Below are 20,364 nucleotides of genomic sequence, written 5' to 3'. Positions count from 1 at the left end.
TTGGTTCGAGACGCTTTAGTGGTATGAGGGTGGCGTTTGGCGTGAGAAAGAGAGGTCGTCGAAAGTCAGTCAGGTGGCAGTCGTGGTCGTCGTCGCTTTGGTGCCGTTCGTGCTGTCGTGATTTCTCCCTTCGGGATTCACCCAGAGGTCAGCTTTCCAGTGTTTCGTCTCATATCCGAGAGACAGAGTCCAGTGAGTGTGATTTATTCCCGGTTCGGTCGTCGCTGGGTGGTTGACCGTGATGTTCCCGACGGCTTTGTAGTGGAGATGGTCGGTGTCCTCGATATCGGAAATCGTGAGATAGGCGATATCCCCACGGCCGAGCGATTTCGGCAGTCGAACCGTTCCAATTGCAGTGGCGCTGTCGTTTATCAACGTGAGCGAAACGTTCGTTCCCGCCGGAATACGCTCACCGCCCTCGTGTTCGAGCGTGAACCTGCTCGCGCTTGTACGGACGGTCAGTCGGGGCACACCGTCTACCCATTCCGGCTTCGTCGGTGGATTCGAAACCAGAGAAAACCCGTAGTTGAAATCGACAGTCGCGGGACGCTTTCCGTCGGTGTGAATCGTTCCCGAGACATCGTGGATGAGACCGTCCTCGTCCACCAGTACGGTCGCTGAGAGTCTATCAGCGCCCGAAAACGTCGTGGAACCGTTGGCTTCATACCGATACAACGTCGTTCCGTTTCGGGCTGTCGTTCCGTTCGCCACGAAGTCCGAACTGGCGATGAGCGATTCCATTCGTGAAGTGGTACGCTTCGTGATCTGCTGTCCCTGAGTGGACCTGGTGGAGAGATACCGACATTTTTCAGCGCCGCGTCGGCACTGCACGGTCATGTTGTCCGTGGAGTAACTCCGATACGATTCGGTTAGCTCCCGAGGTCCGAACGACCCGCCGCTCCCCTGTACCAGGGTTCGACCGCTACCAATGTGTACGGTCGTAGTCGTATTTTGCCACTTCACCGAAGCGGTTTGCTGGTTCGGCCGGACGCGAGCGTGCATCCGGTAGTTCGCCCCGCTGAGCGCCGCTTTGTGCGTGGCGACGAGTTGTTCGGCGTCGAATATCCACTGGCCGTTGGCTCCGGGGGGATAGGATGCTGGGTGGTTGGCAGTTGTCTGTTGGGGATCCGATTGTGAGTCTGACCACGGCAGGAAGTTCGCACACCCGGCCATAAGAACGAGGAGGGCGAGGAGGACGGGAGCAAGACGACGCATAGTCGACAATTCGTTCGATACGTAATAAATCTCGTTGAACAGAACCGCTGGCAATCGTTGCCGTCCCGAAAGGCTTTAAGCGGTATGCACCAGAAAGGTTTGATAATGTCGCGGACTCGCGCCACCGGGGTTTGCCCTCCGATGAGCGACGAGTCCGACCACGGCTCATTCTGCGTCCGACGACGACGACCGGGGCTTTTCTAGTCCCAATAATACCCATTCCACTCCGGCCGGTCGTTCGTTCAAAACTCACTCACGTGTGATTAACTCGTCTTTAGTCCATTTTCCACCTTTATTTCTCAGATTATTGAGAAGAATTTAAGTATCTGTAGCCCTTGGCAACTCATACAATGAAAACGGTTGCACTCGCCTTCTCGGGCGGACTCGACACGACAGTATGCGTCCCACTCCTCGAAGAGGAGTACGACTACGACGAAGTCATCGGCGTCACGGTGGACGTCGGTCAGCCCGAAGAGGAGTTTGCAGAGGCGGAGGAAACTGCGGAAGCACTGGATTTGGAACACTACGTTATCGACGCCAAGGATGCATTTGCGGAGCAGTGTCTGGATGCGGTGAAGGCGAACGCGACGTATCAGAGCTATCCGCTCGGAACCGCGCTCGCACGTCCGGTCATCGCAGAAGCCATCCTCGACGTGGCGAAGGAAAACGACTGTGACGCCGTGGCTCACGGCTGTACCGGCAAAGGGAACGACCAACTGCGCTTCGAGGCGGTCTGGCGCGCCTCCGATTTGGAGGTCATCGCCCCTGTGCGCGAACTCGGCCTGACCCGCAAGTGGGAGATGGGCTACGCGGACGAACACGACCTGCCCGTGGAGGGTGGCAACGAGGGCGTCTGGAGCATCGACACGAACCTCTGGAGTCGCTCCGTGGAGGGCGGCAATCTGGAGGACCCCGGCTACGTCCCGCCAGAGGAGATTTACGAGTGGACCGAACAACCGAGCGCGGAAACCGAACTCCTCGAAATCGAGTTCGAGGACGGCAAACCGGTCGCCATCGACGGCGAATCGATGGGTGCCGTCGAACTCATCGAGTACCTGAACGAGTTCGCCGGAAAGCACGGCGTCGGTCGCACCGACCTGATGGAAGACCGCATGCTCGGCCTGAAAGTCCGCGAGAACTACGAGCACCCCGCCGCGACGACGCTACTCAACGCCCACGAAGCGCTCGAAGGACTGGTGCTGACGAAGGAAGAGCGCTCGTTCAAGACGGGCATCGACCAGCAGTGGGCCGAGAAGGCCTACGAGGGACTGCTCTCCGCGCCGCTCGTGGACGCCCTCGACGGCTTCATCGACACCACGCAGGAGAAAGTCACCGGCACGGTCACGATCAAGTTCGAAGGCGGACAGGCCCGCGCCGTCGCCCGCGAGAGCGAACACGCCGTCTACTCCGAGGACGCCGCCTCGTTCAACACCGAGACGGTCGGCAAGATCGAGCAGGCCGACGCGACGGGCGTCGCCAAATATCACGGTTACCAGGCTCGCATCGCGAACGATGAGTAAGGGAGACGGAGCGGAGAGCGAAGAAAACCAACTCACCGGGGACGGCGACGTCGTCCGCGGCGACCGCTTCAGCGGCGGTCCCGCCCGCGGGTTCCTCTCGTCGCTCGCCGCGGACGAACGCATCTTCGCGGCCGACCTCGACATCGACCGCGCGCACGTCGTGATGCTCGCCGAACAGGGGATCATCGAGGACGAAATCGCGGGCGACATCCTCACCGCGCTGAACGTGGTCGAGGTGAACGGGCACGACTCGCTCCCCGAAGGCGAGGACGTCCACGCCGCCATCGAGACGGCCGTCGTCGGAGAGGTCGGTCACGACGGCGGGAAGATGCACACCGCCCGCAGTCGGAACGACGAAGTGGCGACGTGCATCCGCTACCGCCTCCGCGAGGACGTGCTCGCGCTCCTCGAAACCACGCTCGCGCTCCGTTCGGCGCTCCTCGAAGTCGCCGAATCGAACGCGGAGACGGTGATGCCGGGATACACGCATCTCCAACCCGCCCAACCCACGACCGTCGGGCACTTTCTCGCGTCCTACGAGCAAGCTGTTTCCCGCGACACGGCGCGTCTGCTGGATGCCTACGGGAGGATCAACCAGTGCCCGCTCGGCGCGGCGGCGTTCGCGGGAACGCCGTTCGACGTGGACCGCGAGCGCGTGGCGGAACTGCTCGGCTTCGACGCACTTCTCGACAACTCGATGGACGCGGTTTCGACCCGCGACTTCCTCGTCGAGACGATTGCGGCGGCGGCGAACCTCGCGACGACGGTGTCCGGATTGGCCGAGGACCTCGTGATCTACTCGAACCGCGGGTTCGTGGAACTCTCGGACGACTATGCGTCCACGTCGTCCATCATGCCACAGAAGAAGAACCCCGACACCTTGGAACTCGCCCGCGCAGTCGCGGGCGACGCTCACTCCGGACTGTCGGGACTGTTGACGACGCTAAAAGGACTGCCGCGCGCGTACAACCGCGACCTGCAACGTGCGACCCCGCACGCGTGGGACGCCCTCGACGCCGTGATCGACGCGACGGACGTCGCTGCCGGTGCGGTGGCGACCGCGACGTGGAACGAGGACGCACTCGCGGACGCCGCGGGGGAGGGCTTTTCGACGGCGACCGGCGTCGCCGACCTGCTGGCGATGTGCGGCGTGCCGTTCCGCACGGCCCACGAGGTCGTTGCGACGGCGGGAGCGGGCGACTACGATGCCCTCGATGCTGCCGCCGAGGAAGTGCTCGGCGCACCGCTCGCCGAGTTCGTCGCACCGGAGGAAGTCGAATCGGCGCTCGACGTGGAAACGAGCGTCGCCATGCGCGATTCGGTCGGAGGCCCGGCGGCCGAGACGGTCGTCGAAGCGCTGGCGAACGCGAGGGCAACGCTCGTGGCCGACGAAACGACGACGACCGAACTCGCCGAGTCGCTCGAAGCGGCCGGTGAAACGCTCCAGATGGAGGTAAACAACTATGCCTGAACTACCGCGACCCCCGCGTGGGGAATTACTTGATTACTAACTCAGAACCGCGGTATAAGCCTTCTACTCCCGTTAGACGGTAGTCCGGGCTTTTCTTTCATTATTAATAACGATGGATTTAAGTCCGATAGGACGATACGGAAGAGTACAATGGTAGAATGCGTTGAGTGCGGAGCCGATGTGGCTTTGCACGACGATCTGGAAACGGGTGAAATCATCGACTGCGGCACCTGCGGTGTCGAACTGGAAGTCATCGACGTGAACCCACCAGTCCTCGACCGAGCGCCGGAGCTCGAAGAGGACTGGGGGGAGTAAATTGCAGCGCGCAAATACGCACCATTTGCTGGCTCACGCTCACCACCAAGGGTGGTTCGCATGAATGTAGGCATCCTCTACTCCAGGATTCGCCGCGACGAAAAGCTCCTCCTCGCGGAGCTCCGCGAGCGCGGACACGAGGTGACGAAGATCGACGTGCGCAAGCAGACGTTCGATCTGACCGAGCCACCTGAGGCCTTCGAGGGGCTCGACCTCGTCGTGGACCGCTGTCTGGCGACGAGTCGGAGCCTCTACGCCACGCAATTCTGCGAGGCGTACGGGGTTCCTGTCGTCAACAGCCACGAAACCGCGGAGGTGTGTTCGGACAAGGCGAAGAACAGCCTCGCGCTCGCGGGCGCGGGCGTCCCGACGCCCGAGACGAAAGTCGCCTTCACGACCGACAGCGCGATGGAGGCCATCGAAAGCTTCGGCTACCCGTGCGTCCTCAAACCCGTCGTCGGGTCGTGGGGTCGCCTGATGGCGAAAATCGACTCGCGCAGTGCGGCGGAGGCGATTCTGGAGCACAAGGCCACGCTCGGCCACTACGAGCACAAGGTGTTCTACGTGCAGGAGTTCGTGGACAAGCCGGAGCGCGACATCCGCGTCGTCGCACTGGACGGGAAGCCGGTCGCCGCGATGGTCCGCCATTCGGATCACTGGCTCACGAACGCCGCGAAGGGCGCGAAGACGGAAGAATTCGAACTCGACGCGGAAGCGAAGTCGCTGGTTGAGAAAGCAAGCGACGCCGTCGGCGGCGGTCTCCTCGGCGTCGATCTGATGGAGACCGAGTCGGGCTACACCGTCCACGAGGTCAACCACACCGTCGAGTTCAAAGCGTTGAACGAGGCGGTCGAGACGGATGTCCCCGCCGCGGTCGTCGATTGGCTCGAAACGAAGGTTCCCGCGGAGGTGGTGGCCTGATGGCTACTGCGGCCGATTCGGAGACGGACACGAGCGCCGAGGCGCTCTCGGCGACCGTCATCGGAGCCAGCGGGTTCACCGGCGGAGAACTGCTCCGCCTGCTCGCCGGACATCCGAACTTCGAGCTCGCACAGGCGACCAGCAGGGAGTACACGAACAAGACGCTCGGGTCGGTTCACCCGAATTTACGTGGGTCCGACCTGCGCTTTTCGGAACCGAGCGACCTCGAGTCGGTGGACGTGCTGTTCGCCGCGACGCCCCACGGCGTCTCGATGGAGCACATCGATTCGTTCCGCGACGCCGCGGACACCGTTGTGGATCTGAGCGCGGACTTCCGCCTCGACACGGAAGGGGAGTACGACGAGTGGTACGACGGCCACTCCTGTCCCGAATATCTGGACGAGGCAGTGTACGCCCTTCCCGAACTGACACGCGAGGAACTGCCCGGCGCGGACCTCATCGCCGCGGGTGGCTGTAACGCCACCGCGACGCTGCTCGGCCTGTCGCCGCTGTTCGACGCGGGAATCCTCTTCGGAAGCGAGCAGGTCGTCGTGGATGTAAAAGTCGGCTCGTCGGAGGGCGGCGCGACGCCGAGCAAGGCGAGCAGCCACGTCGAGCGCTCGGGCATCGTCCGTCCCTACGCGCCGACGGGCCACCGCCACGAGGCCGAAATCGAGGGAATTCTGGGAACGAACGTGTCGTTCACCGCACACGCCGTGGACATGGTTCGCGGAGCCTCCGCGACCTGCCACGTGTTCCCCGATTCGCCCGTTTCGAAGGGAGACCTCTGGAAAGCGTATCGAGAGGCCTACGAGGACGAACCGTTCGTCCGCCTCGTCGCGGGCGGCGGCGGCGTCTATCGCTACCCGGAACCCAAGGCGGTCGCCGGGACGAACTACGCAGAGGTCGGGTTCGAACTCGACCCGACCAATAAACGCATCGTCGTCTTCAGCGCCATCGACAACCTGATGAAGGGGTCGGCGGGACAGGCGGTCCACGCCGCAAACGTCGCGCTGGGATTCGAGGAAACAGCCGGATTGGAATTCGAGGGACTACATCCCGTGGGAAGCCCATGACTGACGAATACAGCCGTGATGAACTGCTGGCCGCACACGACCAACTCATCGACAACGACAACGACGACGGACTCGTCACTGACGGCGGCGTGATCGAGGACGACGCTTCCCCCGTCGTCGTCAAAATCGGCGGTGCACGGGCGGTGAACCCCGACGGCGCACTGAGCGACGTCGCACACCTGACCGCCAACGGGCAGGACGTGGTGGTCGTTCACGGCGGTTCGACCGCCGTGGACGACACCCTCGAACAGTTAGGAGAGGAACCCGAGTACGTCGAATCGACCAGCGGCGTCATGGGACGGTTCACCGACGAGAAAGCGATGGAAGTGTTCGAGATGGTGATGCCCGGCAAACTCAACACCGAACTGACGGCGAGTTTGCAGGGTGAGGGCGTCCGCGCAGTCGGCCTGTCCGGCGTGGACGGCGCGCTCCTCACCGGCGCACGCAAATCCGCGGTGAGAGTGGTCGAGGACGGCAAGCGCAAGATTCGCCGCGGCGACCACTCCGGCAAAATCGAGTCCGTGAACACGGACCTGCTGGAAACGCTTTTGAATAGTGGCTACACGCCGGTCGTGACGGTTCCGATGCTGGCCGACGACGGAACGCCGGTCAACGCGGACGCCGACCGTGCGGCGGCGGCGGTCGCCGCCGCACTCGGCGGCGAACTCGTCGTCCTGACGGACGTGCCGGGACTGCTGGCCGACCCGGATGACGAGACGACGCTCATCGAAAAGGTGTCCACGCCGACCGAGTTGGAGGAGGCGAAATCCGCTGCGGAAGGGTTCATGACGAAGAAAGTCATGGCCGCCACGGAGGCGCTAGAAGGCGGTGCCGAATCCGTCGTCGTCGCGGACGCGAACAACCACGACCCGATCACGGCGGCGCGGAACGGCCACGGTACGCGGTTTACGCCTGCCGCACTGGAGGTATCGCCATGAGCGGGTTCGTCTACAACGAGAAACCGATCCAAATCGCGAGCGGCAAGGGACCGTATCTCTACACGGAGGACGGAACCGAATACCTCGACTTCGGCGCGAGTTACGCGGTTTCCCCCGTCGGCCACTGCCACCCGGAAGTGGTTTCCGCGGTGCAGGAACAGGCCGCCGAGTTGCTGTTCGTTCACGCATCGTATCCTAACGAGAGCCGCGACGAACTGTACGAGAAACTGGCGACGCTCGCCCCAGACGGCCTCGACAACGTCTGGCTCAACAACTCCGGAACCGAGGCGAACGAGGCGGCGCTGAAGTTCGCCCGGAGCGCGACCGGCAACTCGAAACTCGTCGCCGCGAAGCGCGGCTTCCACGGCCGCACGATGGGGTCGCTGTCGGTGACGTGGAAGAAGAAGTTCCGCGCGCCGTACGAACCGCTCGTGGACGAGGTGGAGTTCGTCACCTACGGCGACGAGGAGGAACTGGCCGACGTCGTGGACGACGAGACGGCCGCCGTCATCCTCGAACCCGTACAGGGCGAGGGCGGCGTCAACCCCGCCACGCAGACGTACCTGCAAACGGCCCGCGACCTGACGGCCGACGCCGGTGCCGCGTTGATATTCGACGAGGTGCAGACCGGACTCGGACGGACGGGGGCCTTCTGGGCCTGCGAACACGCTGGCGTCTCCCCGGACGTGCTCACGACGGCGAAAGGGTTGGCGAGCGGCCTCCCCATCGGCGCGACGCTGTGCGCCGACTGGATAGCCGACGGTGCCGGGTCGCATGGCTCGACCTTCAGCGGAAGCCCCGTCGTCAGCGCGGCGGCGAACGCCACCCTCTCGGTGCTCGTGGACGAGAACCTGCCGGAGCACGCCGCCGAGATGGGCGAATATCTCCGGCACGAACTCGAAGCGGCCGACCTGCCCGTGCGCGACGTTCGCGGACACGGCCTGTTGGTCGGCATCGAGGTGAAGCGCGGCGCGAATCGTCTCCTCAAGGAACTCGCGCTGTCACACGGGATTCTGGCGCTCCCGGCGGGACGGAGCGTTCTGCGCCTCCTGCCGCCGTTGACGGTGGAAGAAGAGCACATCGACGCCGTCGTCTCTGCGCTGACCGACGTGTTAGGAGGCGACGAATGATGGCAAATATGACCGAGGCGAATTCGGTCTCACCGGCCGCCGCGCGCGACCTGCTGATAGAACTAGTCGGGATTTCGTCGGTGTCGGGGAACGAAGCGGCGTGCGCCGAGCATCTCGCCGACTTCCTCGAATCCGAGGGGCGCGAGGTCTGGATGGACGACGTGGGCAACGTCCGTGCGCCCGGAAACGGGATTCTGCTCACCTCGCACATCGACACGGTTCCCGGCGACGTGCCGGTGAAGCTGGAGGACGGCATCCTCCACGGACGCGGAAGCGTGGACGCGAAAGGCCCGCTGGCCGCGATGGCGGTCGCGGCGGTCGAAACCGGCGCGAGCTTCGTCGGCGTCGTCGGCGAGGAGACCGATTCGCGCGGTGCGCGCCATCTCGTGGAGGACGCGGACGAGCCAGAATTCGTCATCAACGGCGAACCCAGCGGCTGGGACGCCGTGACGCTCGGCTACCGCGGGTTCCTCTCGGGAACGTACTCGGCCACGGTGGAATCGGTCCACACCTCACGGCCGGAGCCGAACGCGATTCAGTACGCGACGAAGTGGCTCTCGGGGGTCGAATCCGAATTCGACTCCGACGAGGAAGGTTCGACGGTGGAGTCGGTGACCGTGAAACCCGTCTCGTTCGACGGCGGACTCACGTCCGACGGCCTCGCGACGGAAGCGACCGTCGAGATCAAGTTCCGGATTCCGTCCGGGATGACGGCCGACGGGATTCGGTCGGTCGCCGAAGACCACCTCGACGTCGGGGCGGTGTCGTGGAACGAACCGATTCCGCCGACGCTTTCCAGTCCGCGGACGGAACTGGGACGTGCGTTCCGCGTCGCCATCCGGAACGAGGGCGGCGACCCGAGTTTGCTCCGGAAGACGGGAACGAGCGACGCGAACCTCTACGCCGAGGCGTGGGACTGTCCGGTCGTCACCTACGGACCGGGCGATTCGTCGCTCGACCACACGCCCGAAGAACACATCGAACTCGCCGATTTCGACCGCTCGATTGCGGTGTTAGAAGACATCTGCGGGAACCTGGAGGTGGCAGCATGACGCGTCACTTCCTCGATGTGGACGACATCTCGCCAGACGAGTTGGCGGAGGTGTTGGCGCTCGCGTCGGAGTACAAGGAAAACGGCTCGCCACCCGAACTCTCGGGACAGACGCTCGCCATGCTGTTCGAGAAGCCCAGCACGCGCACCCGCATCTCGTTCGAGACGGGCATGACGCACTTGGGCGGCCACGGCATCTTCCTCGGCCCGAACGACACGCAACTGAATCGGGGCGAACCCGTCTCCGATACGGGACGGGTGCTTTCGCGCTACGTGGACTTCGTCATGGGCCGCGTGTTCGAACACGAGAGCCTGGTCGGAATGGCCGAGCACGCAACGATTCCCATCGTCAACGGGCTCTCGGACGTCGCTCACCCGTGTCAGGCGCTCGCAGACTTGCAGACGATTCAGGAGCACTTCGGCGGCTTCGACGACCTCACGGTCGCCTGGGTCGGCGACGGAAACAACGTCCTCAACTCCTTCGCCATCGCGGCGGCGACGGTCGGGATGGACCTGACGGTCGCCACCCCGGAGGGGTACGAACCCTCGGAGGCCGCCCTCTCGACGGCGGCGAACCGCGGGCCGAAACCGAGCCTGACGAACGATCCGGACGCGGCCGTCGCTGATGCCGACGTGGTGTACACCGACGTGTGGGTCAGCATGGGCGAGGAGGACGAACGCGAGTCGAAACTGGCCGCGTTCGACGGCTTCCAACTCAACGAGGAGTTGCTCCCCGACTCGATGCCGGTCATGCACTGTCTGCCCGCCCATCGCGGCGAGGAAATCACGGGCGACGTGCTCGAAAGCGACCGCTCGCTGTCGTGGGATCAAGCCGAGAACCGGTTGCACGCACAGAAAGCGCTCTTGGCGTTCCTCGCGGACGCGAACTGATCGTTCATCGAGCGGGTAGCCTTTTCCCCGCGTCCCACCAACTATAGTGGGGGAACTGGGATATGACGAGACTCGGATTTGCGGGGGATGTAATGCTCGGACGGCTGATAGACGAACGACAGAGAGAGCGAAGCGTCTCCGGAATCTGGGGAAACATGGAGGACACCCTGCGCGAACTCGACGGCTTTTTCATCAACCTCGAATGCTGTCTCTCGGCACGGGGGACGCCGTGGACGGACACGTATCGGCCGTTTCACTTCCGAGCCGACCCCGACTGGGCGGTTCCGGCACTCGAATCGGTCGGCGTCGACTGGGTGAACCTGGCGAACAACCACATTCTGGATTACGGGCCGGACGCGCTCGCCGACACGATAGGATATCTGGACGACGCCGGAATCGCCCACTCGGGCGCGGGTGAAACCCTGGAAGCGGCGTGCGCTCCCGCGTTCGCCACCGTGGACGGGTTGGACATCGCGTTCGTCTCGTTCACCGACAACACGTCGGAGTTCGCGGCGGGACCCGACGAACCCGGAACGGCGTACGTGGATTTCGACGTTACCCACCCGCAGGCGGTTCGACTCGTCGGCAACTCGCTCGGGCGTGCACGGGATGCGGACCCTGATCTGCTCGTGGTGTCGCTCCACTGGGGACCGAACATGCGAACCGAACCGACAGTCGAGTTCCGGGAGTTCGCCCGATGGTTGGCCGAAGAGGGCGTTGACGTCGTTCACGGCCACAGCGCACACGTCTTTCAGGGCGTCGAAGTCGTGGACGAGACGCTCGTCTGCTACGACACGGGCGATTTCGTGGACGATTACGCGACCGACTCGGAACAGCACAACGACCGGAGCTTCCTCTTCGAGGTCGGTGTGGCGGACAGTGAACTGTCCGACCTCCGCCTGCGTCCCACCGAGATATACGATTTGGCGGTGCACGAGGCCGAACATTACGCGGGAACGTGGAGCGTCCAGCAGATGGACGCGCTCTCATCCGCCTTCGGGACCGAATTCCAGCGCGAGGACGACGACCTCCTCCTCCCGCTGTAGCCCGATTTTACGGGATTCGAATCGGAGACGAGACGCCATCGTTGCCACCGTCCGCGCCTTTTTGAACCCGGAACCCATCGGGTCCGGCAATGAACCTAACGCTCTCGAACCCGACGGCATCGGCCCCCGACAGTGCGGACGACGGCGTCTGGCTCGCCTGTATCGACTGCGAGTGGACCGGCGCGCCGTTCGACGAGATTCGCTATCGCTGTCCGGACTGCGACGGATTGCTCGAAGTTCGCTACGCCGACCACCCGACGTTCGATGATTTCGAGGGACACGGCGTTTGGCGCTACGCCGACGCCCTGCCCGTCGAATCGGGTGTCAGCATCGAGGAGGGCAACACCCCGCTGTACGAGGTTCCGACCATCGAGGACGAGACCGGCGTCAACGCGCTTCGAGTCAAACACGAGGGGATGAACCCGACCGGGAGTTTCAAGGACCGCGGCATGACCCTCGGCGTGAAAGTCGCCGAGAAACTCGGCGTCTCCCGACTCGCCTGTGCGAGCACCGGGAACACCAGCGCCGCGCTTGCCTGCTACGGCGCACGTGCCGGAACCGAGGTACTGGTGCTCCTTCCCGCCGGAAAAGTGGCCGCCGGGAAAGTCGCACAGGCCAGCCTCCACGGCGCACGAATCCTCGAAGTGGACGGCAACTTCGACGACTGTCTGGACATCGTCTCCGAACTCGCGAATCGCGGCGAGGCGTACCTGCTCAACTCGCTCAACCCGTTCCGACTGGAGGGCCAGAAGACCATCGGACTGGAGATCATCGAGCAGTTCCGCGACCAGACGGGCGACCTCCCCGACAGAATCGTCCTCCCCGTCGGCAACGCCGGAAACACCAGCGCGCTGTTCAAGGCGTTCCGCGAACTCGTCGCCGCCGGGGAACTCACGCCCGATGAGGTGCCCGTGCTGACCGGCGTACAGGCCGAGGGTGCGGCCCCGATGGTCGAAGCCGTCGAGAACGACGCCGACGAAATCCGCCGCTGGGACGAAGTCGAAACCATCGCAACCGCCATCCGAATCGGCAACCCGGTCAACTCCCCGAAGGCGCTTCCCGCGATTCGGGAAACCGGCGGCACCGCCATCGCCGTCACCGACGAGGAGATAACCGACGCCCAGCGCGCGCTGGCACGGGACGGTATCGGCGTCGAACCCGCCAGCGCCGCGAGCGTTGCAGGACTACGAAAACTCCGCGAAGAGGGAGCAGTTTCGGCGGACGAGAACGTGGTCTGTCTGACGACCGGCCATCTCCTGAAAGACCCCGACGCGGCCGCCGCGGCGGGTGTCGAACCGGAGTCGGTCCCGGCGGACACGGACGACGTGTTGGACCTGCTTCACCGGTAGTCTCGGTTTCACAGGTCGCTGTCTTCCGTGCCGTCCGACCCTGCCGATCGAAAGCACGCGAACGATCTCTCGTTTTTCGATTCCATCCCTGAACTATCCGTTTCGAATGATGAAACTATTCGCCGTCCCGGTTTAGAATGCTTGTATCCCGATAATTTGTCCCCAAATATGACCGTGCGATGATTTATCATCCAGAATACGAAAGATGAACAGCAAAGAAATAGTGAAATGCAAGTCACACCCTCTGTCGTCCTCTCGACATTATCGACAGTCGTCATCCTCGGCGTCGCCGTGTTCACGTGGCGGTATCGGTTTCGACCGGGTGCGATACCGCTGTTCGCGTTCACGATAGCCGCGGCTGTCTGGACGGGAGGAAACGCGCTTCAGGACGCGAGTACGACGCTGACGGGGAAATTGTTCTGGGTCAACGTCCAGTACTTCGGGATCGTCGTCATTCCGATCTCGTGGTTCGCCTTCGCATGTGAATACACGGGCCACGACGAGTGGCTAACGCGGCGCTCGCTCTCGATACCCGTTCTGTACGCGAGTGTCACCCTGGTACTCGTCTGGACCAATCCCGTTCATCACCTCGTTCGAGCGTCGAGCAAACTCGTTTTTACCGGTGGCGTCCTTCGATTGGATCGAACGTTCGGCCCGTGGTTCTGGTTGAGCGTCGTCTACTCGAATGTCGTAGACGGTCTGGGAACGCTGTTGCTCCTCCGGGGGCTGATACGGGGGCGTCGCTTCTTCTACGAGCAAGCGATCGTACTGATCGTTGGGACGATGGTGCCGTGGTCGGCGACCGTACTGTCCTACAACGGCCTGTTGGACATCGACCCGGAGGTGTTTTTCGCCGTCACCGCCATCGCGTTTGCCTACGCGATTTGGCACCACGGACTGTTCGATCTCGTCCCGGTCGGACGCTCGACGGTCGTCGAGGAAATCGCGGACGGGGTCGTGGTCATGGACGACACCGACCGTGTCGTGGACACGAATCCCGCGGCAACCCGACTGCTCGGCGTTTCAAGCGCCGACATCGGACGACGATTCGGCGACGTCTGTGCGGCGTTTCCAAAACTGGTCGACAGCTACCACGCACGGCGAGACCCGGAGGAACCGATCGTCGGAGACGTCGGTAGCGAACGTCGATACCTCGACATACATTCCTCGGAGTTGTCCGATTCAGGGACGAAACTTTCGGGAACGGTGCTCATCGTTCGGGACGTAACCGAGTTCGAACGGCAAAATCGGGACGTAGAGCGGCAAAACGAACGGCTGGAACGGGTCGGCCACACCATCGCTCACGACCTTCGAAACCCGCTCAACATCGCCAAGGGGTATCTCGACCTCGAACGGTCGAACGGGGACGGCGAATACTTCGACAACGTCGAACGCGCTCACGACCGGATGGAGGAGATAATCGACGACGTCCTTTCGATGGCTCGCCACGATCAGCCCGAACGATTCGAAACCCTCGACCTCGCACGAATCGCCGAGCGAGCGTGGGAGAACGTCGAGACGAAGTCCGCCATAGTCTCCATCGAGGTCGGTACCGTCTTCGTTCGAGCGAACGAGGGGCAACTGTCGAGCGTGTTCGAAAACCTGTTTCGAAACGCCATCGAACACGCCGGTCCGACGGCGGCTATCGAAGTCGGATGGATCGAAAACGGAAGAACGAGCGGCACGCTCTACGTCGAAGACGACGGGGACGGTATCCCACCAACCGAACGAACTCGCGTCTTCGAACACGGTTATTCGACCCGAGCGGACGGGACGGGTGCGGGGCTCTCGATCATCGCCGACATCGCTGAACGACACGGCTGGGAGGTGAGTGCGACGGCTGGTGACCAGCACGGCGCACGATTTCAGATCAGCGGCGTGCAGGTCGCAACGCCGAAGCAAGAATCGATCGATAAAATCGATCTCGGGTCTACCACCGAAGTGCGCAGAAGCAGTGCGTCCCGTGGATTCGATCCGGAGACGATACGGTTGGGCGTTCAGGGCGATTTCGACCAGCGAGCCAACCCGAACACGATACTCGCGCTGACGAGAAGACACGCTAACAGTCCGGCAAACGCCGATTCGTACCCCGAGTTCCCCGCGACGTAACCGACGTACGTCGGCCCGAGGCTTCCGAAGCCGATGTAAACCGTCCGCGTCGCACCGAGGTCCCCACCCATGCTCCCGTTCGGAAATACGTCCATTAGGTGTGCCTGCATGGCCGGTGGGTAGGCCATCAATCCCGCCGCGAAGAGCGCCACGCTCCCGGCGACGGCGAGGGTGCTGTTCGCCATCACGAGGGCGGCGATACCGGCCGTCCCCACGAGGAGCGACCCGGCAGCGACGACGGGGCGGGAAATCCTGTCCCCGAGCGACCCCGAAATCGGCTTCACCAACGTTCCGACGATGAACAGCGCCGCGAACGCGCTCCCCGCGAGTTCGGGCGAGAAATCCTTGGCCTCCTGTAGAAACGACGGGAGGAATCCCGCGACGGACTGCCAGACGAACGCGTACAGCGAGTAGGCCACGAGGAGCGCCACGGTTCGACGGTTGGCAAAGCGGCGAGCGGTCGTCGTGATATCCGCCACGACCACCCGTCCAGCACCCTCGTCGATGGTCGGTCGGGTGTACGACTCCCGACTCCAGCGGTGGAGGAGGACGAGGGCCAGTACCGCCACCAACACGACGGGGACGAACGCGACCCGCCACGTTGCGACGGCGAGAACGGCCACCGCCAATCCCGCCGCGACGACGCCCCCCGAGTCGCCCGACGCGCCGTGAAGCCCGAACGCCTGCCCTCGGCGGGAGACGAACAGGTCGGAGATGAGCGCCCGTGCCGGTGTCGGATACAGTCCGGCACCGACGCCAGCGACGGCCATGCCGACCAGAAAGACCGCGTAGGTCGGCGCGCCAGCGACGACCGTGAACCCGACGGAGAGGAGCGCGAGTCCGGAGACGAGCAGGGTCTTCCGCGAGAAGCGGTCGGAGAGCCGACCGCTCGGATACTGGCCGAGTGCGTACAGCGCCCAGAGCAGGGAGAGCGCCATGCCAGCCTGTAGTTCCGTGATGTGGAGTTCATCCATCACGGTCGGGAGCATGGGCGAAAGGACGAGCCGACCGGCCTGAATCATCATCCAGCCGACCGAGACGACGAGCAGCAACCGTCCAGAATACCCCGTCACGAGTCGTTCCTCGTGCGAAGTTCGTTCGTCAGATGGGAGAGATTCGACGGAACTCACGGTTCGACGGTGGAATGGGGGCTACTTGAGTCCGGCTTTCTCGGCAGGGTGAACGGTCAGCAGGGTTCCGTTGCGATCACCATACCCGGTTCTGGTCCCGGTTTCGTATAAAAAAGTATCCGAAGATTCAGTTCCCGTTCAGCGCGATGTTCCGCACTTCGATGATGCGCTCGTCGGCTTCGAGCGCCTCCTTCGCCGCCGAGTTAATCTCGCTGTCGAGGTTGTACACCGACAGCGCCTCGCCGCCGTCGGTTTCGCGGGCGTTGAACATGCCCGCGATGTTGATGTCGTGTTCGCCGAGGACGGTACCGACGAACCCGATGACGCCGGGTTTGTCCTGATTGCGGGCGACGAGCATGTGGCCGTGCGGGATGGCGTCCACGCGGTAGCCGTCGATGCGGACGATACGCGGGTCGTCGTCGGCGAAGAGGGTCCCTTCGACCGAGATGTGTTCGTCGTCGCTCTCGACCGTGACCGTGATGAGACTCTGGAAGTCGGCGGCCTGGCGGGTCTTGCTCTCGGTGACTTCGACGCCACGCTCCTCGGCGATCTGCGGGGCGTTGACCGCGTTGACCTGCCATTCGAGCGGTTCGAACACGCCCTTCTGGGCGCTCGCGGTGACGAGGTCCACGGTCTCCTCCGCGATGTCGCCCTCGTAGCCGATCTCGATGCGCTCGATGCGCTCGTCCAGCAGTTGCGTGGCGATCTTGCCCGCCGTCTCCGCGAGTTCGATGTACGGACGGACGCGGGGGAACGCGCTCTCCTCGACGGACGGCGCGTTGAGCGCGTTGATCACGGGTTCCTCACGGAGCGCGGCGAGCACTTGGTCGGCCGTGCTGGTGGCGACGTTCTCCTGTGCCGCCTCCGTGCTCGCGCCGAGGTGCGGCGTGAGGATGACGTCCTCCACGTCGAGTAGCGGGCTGTCCTCGGGGAGTGGCTCCTGAGCGAACACGTCCAGCGCCGCACCCGCGAGGATTCCGTCGTCCACCGCTTCCGCGAGCGCGTCCTCGTCCACGACGCCACCGCGGGCGCAGTTGATGAGGTAGCCGCCCTCGACCTGCGCGAGTTCCTCGGTGCTGATGAGCCCCTCCGTCTCCGGCGTGAGCGGCGTGTGCACCGTCAGGAAGTCGGCACGGGCGAGACAGTCGTCCAGGTCCACCAGTTCCGCGCCGAGTTGTCTGGCGAGGTCCTCGCTGATGTACGGGTCGTACGCGACGAGGTTCATCCCGAGACTGTCGAGCTTCTTGGCGACTTCCTGCCCGACGCGGCCGAGACCGACGATGCCGAGCGTCTTGCCGTTCAGTTCCGTCCCGAGGTAATCTCCCTTCGCCCACTCGCCGTCCTTGAGTCGTGCGTGGGCCTGCGGGATGGAGCGTGCGGCGGCGAACGCCATCGCCACGGAGTGTTCCGCGGCGGCGCGCACGTTACCCTCCGGCGCGTTCGCCACGATGACGCCGTGTTCGGTGGCGGCCTCGATGTCGATGTTGTCCACGCCGATACCTGCGCGTCCGACGATGACGAGGTCGGAAGCGGCCTCGAACACGTCGCGGTTCACGTCCGTCCCGGAGCGGACGATGAGCCCGTTGGCGTCGGAAACAGCGTTCAAAAGTGCGTCGCCCTCTATGTCGTAGGCCGTCTCTACCTCGTAACCGCTTTCTTGAAGTCGATCAAGACCCGCGTCCGCGATCGGGTCCGTGACGAGTACCTTCATTGCTGGAGAGAATACACCCCACACCCGTTAACCCTTTCTCTCACAGCGAAGATTGCCAATTTATTTTCTTATTTTTACTTTTGAAAAAATACTGGTAATTTGGACCGTAATCGCTGTCAGGAAGGTTATTCGCTTCGTTCGTGTCCGCTCGATGTGGACCGTTCGGGATCGACACGTTCACACTCCCCGACAGGTTCGGCCGTTTCTCCGTCTTCACTGTTCTCATCGTTCCGGTCAGCCACGAGCCTCGTGGATTCGTCAGCGAAACACTCCCGACAGTAGTCGTTGTAACCGCTTTCGACCAGCGCAACCGGGACGCCATCGACGACGAGTTCCTTCACGAACCGCCGCCGAACGCCGTTCCCTCCGTGGGTGTCACAGACGTCGCACTCCTCGTCACCGAGCGAGAGTCGCTCCGCCACAACGCGGCGGCCGATACCGTACCGACCTCGGTCGTAGGCGCGTTCCGCCCGACTGAGACGATAGGACAGCAGCGCCGCCGGGACGAGAACGACGAGAGAGAGGAGGAGGGCCTTCCAACTCACGAACGACCTGACGACGACGCCGAGGAGCACCGCGAGCGAGGCGAATCCGACCGCGACGAGGACCCACTTCGCCAATCGGGTCGTGGCGTCGTCCGTCATCAGGCCGACGCGTTCGTCGAGTTGTTGGTCGTTCCCGACGGCGAATCGTCGTTCGACCCGCCGATGTTCCGCACGAACTGCGGGTAGCCACCGTCGCCGACCGGGATGTACACCGTATCGGTGTCGTCCAGTTTGTCGATGTACTGCTGCGTGAGGACTTTCTGGTCGAGCGATTGACTCAGTATCTGGTTCGCTTCCGCCTCACCGTTCGCCTCGATTTTCTTCCGGTCGGCTTCGAGTTTCTCGACTTCGAGTTCGTTCTCCTTCTGCTGGCGGCGCTGTTTCGTGATTTCCTTCTGTTCGACCGCCTGCTCGTACTGTTTGGGCAGGTTGACCTTGCGAATCTGAACCGCTTCGAGGATGAGGCCGTCACGGCTGAAATCCTTCTTCAGTGCGCTCTGTGCGGTCTGTTTCAGCTTCGTCTGGCCTTTTCCGGTGTAGATTTCGGTCACTGGGAGGGCACCCGCCTCGGTTCGGAGGACGGACCGAATGCTCGGGCGGATGAGTCGCTGTTCCGCGGACCCGAGCGTCCGGTAGTTCTTGTAGAACTTCACGGCCTGTCCCACATCCACGCGATACCGGACGGTGATGTCGATGTCCACGCGGAGTCCGTCCTCCGTCAAGACGGTGATGGAGTCGTCGGTATCCGCCTTACTCCCTTCGCCCTGTTGGCTGGACATCGTGTAGGACTGCGGGCGCGTGGAGAGCGACACGGTGTCCTGTGAAACCGGGTTGATGAAGTGGGCACCCGGTTCGAACACCGTTCCCGTCGCCGCACCCCACTTTTTGACGACTTGAACGTTCCCCTCATCAGTGGGCGTCCACGAGAGGAATCCGACCACCGGAGCGGCGATGAGAAGGATGACGAGGACGATGAGGAGGGTGTTGCCGAAGATGCTTCGAAGATCGATATCGGGGATGCTCGGTCCCGAGGAACCGTCAGGGTCTATCGGAATGTCACTATCGGAACTCATTCAGATGTAGCCACATATCTCGACAGACATGTTATAGCTCTTGGTGTTTGCCGCCAGGGACGTGAATCGAAGGGGAAACCGGTGGGTCGTGAAAGAAGTTGGACGACGCGCGTGAACTGCTGTCGCTGGTGAGATTGGGACGGTAAACCGTTCGGTCAGCCGACCGTGGCAATTTCCACGACGACCACACTCCTTTAACAACCAAAAGCGCGAACCACGATTCGAATGAAGCTAGTCGCGTTCGACTTCGACGGAACGCTTTCGGATTCGGAAATGACGGTCCTGCTCGGGAAACAGGTCGGTGCGGCCGACGAGATGGCCGACATCACCGCTCGTGCGATGAACGACGAAATCAGCTACGCGAAAAGTCTCCGCGACCGGGTGTCCCTCCTCGAAGGGTTGTCGCTGGAGAAGTCCGCCGACGCGTTTTCGGAGGTGACGCTCCGACCCGGCGCGGCCGACATCCTCGACGATTTGGCCGACAAGGAAACCCACGTCGCCATCCTCACGGGCGGGTTCGAACGCGGCGTCAAAGTCGCGCTCGACCGCGAGGGCGTGTCGGTGGACACCATCGTCGCCAACCGAGTCGTGGACGACGGCACGAAACTCACGGGAGAGACCGAGGGACCGCTCATCGAGGGGACGAAGGACAAGGCGCTCAGGTCGCTCGCCGAGGAACTGGACGTGGATATGGTGAACACCATCGCTATCGGCGACGGCGCGAACGACCTGCCGATGCTCGAAGTCGCCGGATTGGCCGTCGGCTTCGACCCCAAACCGGCCGTCGCACCCGCCTGCGATACCATCGTCACGCACATGAACGAACTGCACGACGTATTGGTCGATAAGAACGCTATCTGATCGATACCGGAA

The 20,364-nt window shown here is 63.2% G+C and carries 18 protein-coding genes; 13 read left to right on the top strand and 5 right to left on the bottom strand.

Annotated elements, in window-relative coordinates:
* Positions 1-69 precede the first annotated feature (69 nt).
* The gene (locus NKF25_RS02205) at positions 70-1,215 is read right to left on the bottom strand and encodes a hypothetical protein (RefSeq protein ID WP_253225095.1); all 1,146 of its coding nucleotides are present in this window, start codon (positions 1,213-1,215) and stop codon (positions 70-72) included.
* A gap of 350 nt (positions 1,216-1,565) precedes the next feature.
* Here NKF25_RS02205 and NKF25_RS02200 point away from each other — a divergent pair, with 350 nt between their 5' ends.
* The 12 genes from NKF25_RS02200 (at position 1,566) to NKF25_RS02145 (ending at position 15,032) form a co-directional block, all read left to right on the top strand.
* Positions 1,566-2,735, top strand: a complete 1,170-nt coding sequence (locus NKF25_RS02200; RefSeq protein WP_253225094.1) for an argininosuccinate synthase — start codon at positions 1,566-1,568, stop codon at positions 2,733-2,735.
* A complete protein-coding gene (gene argH / locus NKF25_RS02195) occupies positions 2,728-4,206 on the top strand; it encodes an argininosuccinate lyase (protein WP_253225093.1) in 1,479 nt (492 codons plus the stop codon). Before NKF25_RS02200 ends, argH begins: the two co-directional genes overlap by 8 nt.
* 150 nt (positions 4,207-4,356) lie before the next feature.
* Positions 4,357-4,521, top strand: coding sequence for a lysine biosynthesis protein LysW (gene lysW, locus NKF25_RS02190; RefSeq protein WP_066140665.1), 165 nt, complete (start codon positions 4,357-4,359; stop codon positions 4,519-4,521).
* A gap of 60 nt (positions 4,522-4,581) precedes the next feature.
* Positions 4,582-5,442 carry a lysine biosynthesis protein LysX gene (gene lysX / locus NKF25_RS02185; protein ID WP_253225092.1) on the top strand — a complete coding sequence of 287 codons (861 nt, stop codon included), beginning with the start codon at positions 4,582-4,584 and terminating at the stop codon, positions 5,440-5,442.
* A complete protein-coding gene (gene argC, locus NKF25_RS02180) occupies positions 5,442-6,518 on the top strand; it encodes an N-acetyl-gamma-glutamyl-phosphate reductase (protein WP_253225091.1) in 1,077 nt (358 codons plus the stop codon). The genes lysX and argC overlap by 1 nt, the downstream gene beginning before the upstream one ends.
* A complete protein-coding gene (locus NKF25_RS02175) occupies positions 6,515-7,456 on the top strand; it encodes an acetylglutamate/acetylaminoadipate kinase (protein WP_253225090.1) in 942 nt (313 codons plus the stop codon). Before argC ends, NKF25_RS02175 begins: the two co-directional genes overlap by 4 nt.
* Positions 7,453-8,586: an acetylornithine/succinylornithine family transaminase gene (locus NKF25_RS02170; protein WP_253225089.1), complete on the top strand. Its 1,134-nt coding sequence runs from the start codon at positions 7,453-7,455 to the stop codon at positions 8,584-8,586. The genes NKF25_RS02175 and NKF25_RS02170 overlap by 4 nt, the downstream gene beginning before the upstream one ends.
* An 8-nt stretch (positions 8,587-8,594) precedes the next feature.
* On the top strand, positions 8,595-9,638 hold the full coding sequence (locus NKF25_RS02165) for a [LysW]-lysine hydrolase (protein WP_253225088.1): 1,044 nt from the start codon (positions 8,595-8,597) through the stop codon (positions 9,636-9,638).
* Positions 9,635-10,528 carry an ornithine carbamoyltransferase gene (argF, locus tag NKF25_RS02160; protein WP_253225087.1) on the top strand — a complete coding sequence of 298 codons (894 nt, stop codon included), beginning with the start codon at positions 9,635-9,637 and terminating at the stop codon, positions 10,526-10,528. The genes NKF25_RS02165 and argF overlap by 4 nt, the downstream gene beginning before the upstream one ends.
* Positions 10,529-10,590: 62 nt before the next feature.
* The gene (locus NKF25_RS02155) at positions 10,591-11,574 is read left to right on the top strand and encodes a CapA family protein (protein ID WP_253225086.1); all 984 of its coding nucleotides are present in this window, start codon (positions 10,591-10,593) and stop codon (positions 11,572-11,574) included.
* Positions 11,575-11,663: 89 nt separating this feature from the next.
* Entirely contained in the window at positions 11,664-12,923 is a 1,260-nt protein-coding gene (thrC, locus tag NKF25_RS02150; protein WP_253225085.1) for a threonine synthase, read from the top strand.
* 228 nt (positions 12,924-13,151) lie between these two features.
* A complete protein-coding gene (locus tag NKF25_RS02145) occupies positions 13,152-15,032 on the top strand; it encodes a histidine kinase N-terminal 7TM domain-containing protein (protein ID WP_253225084.1) in 1,881 nt (626 codons plus the stop codon).
* Here NKF25_RS02145 and NKF25_RS02140 read toward each other — a convergent pair.
* The 4 genes from NKF25_RS02140 to NKF25_RS02125 all read right to left on the bottom strand — a co-directional run bounded on the left by NKF25_RS02140 (position 14,921) and on the right by NKF25_RS02125 (position 19,491).
* Complete coding sequence (locus tag NKF25_RS02140; RefSeq protein WP_253225083.1) at positions 14,921-16,105, bottom strand: MFS transporter; 1,185 nt, start codon at positions 16,103-16,105, stop codon at positions 14,921-14,923. The two genes, NKF25_RS02145 and NKF25_RS02140, sit on opposite strands and share 112 nt — an antisense overlap.
* Positions 16,106-16,289: 184 nt before the next feature.
* Positions 16,290-17,873 (bottom strand): phosphoglycerate dehydrogenase, encoded by a 1,584-nt coding sequence (serA, locus tag NKF25_RS02135; RefSeq protein WP_253225082.1) that lies wholly within the window; start codon positions 17,871-17,873, stop codon positions 16,290-16,292.
* 125 nt (positions 17,874-17,998) lie between these two features.
* A complete protein-coding gene (locus NKF25_RS02130) occupies positions 17,999-18,517 on the bottom strand; it encodes a hypothetical protein (RefSeq protein ID WP_253225081.1) in 519 nt (172 codons plus the stop codon).
* On the bottom strand, positions 18,517-19,491 hold the full coding sequence (locus NKF25_RS02125) for a prohibitin family protein (RefSeq protein ID WP_253225080.1): 975 nt from the start codon (positions 19,489-19,491) through the stop codon (positions 18,517-18,519). Before NKF25_RS02125 ends, NKF25_RS02130 begins: the two co-directional genes overlap by 1 nt.
* Before the next feature lie 225 nt (positions 19,492-19,716).
* Between NKF25_RS02125 and serB the strand changes: the two genes are divergently transcribed.
* Entirely contained in the window at positions 19,717-20,352 is a 636-nt protein-coding gene (gene serB, locus NKF25_RS02120; protein ID WP_253225079.1) for a phosphoserine phosphatase SerB, read from the top strand.
* Positions 20,353-20,364: the final 12 nt, after the last annotated feature.

Origin of the sequence: Haladaptatus sp. AB643, from assembly GCF_024136975.1 — an archaeon.
Taxonomy (GTDB): Archaea; Halobacteriota; Halobacteria; order Halobacteriales; family Haladaptataceae; genus Haladaptatus.
This window is presented reverse-complemented; position numbering and strand designations above follow the sequence as displayed.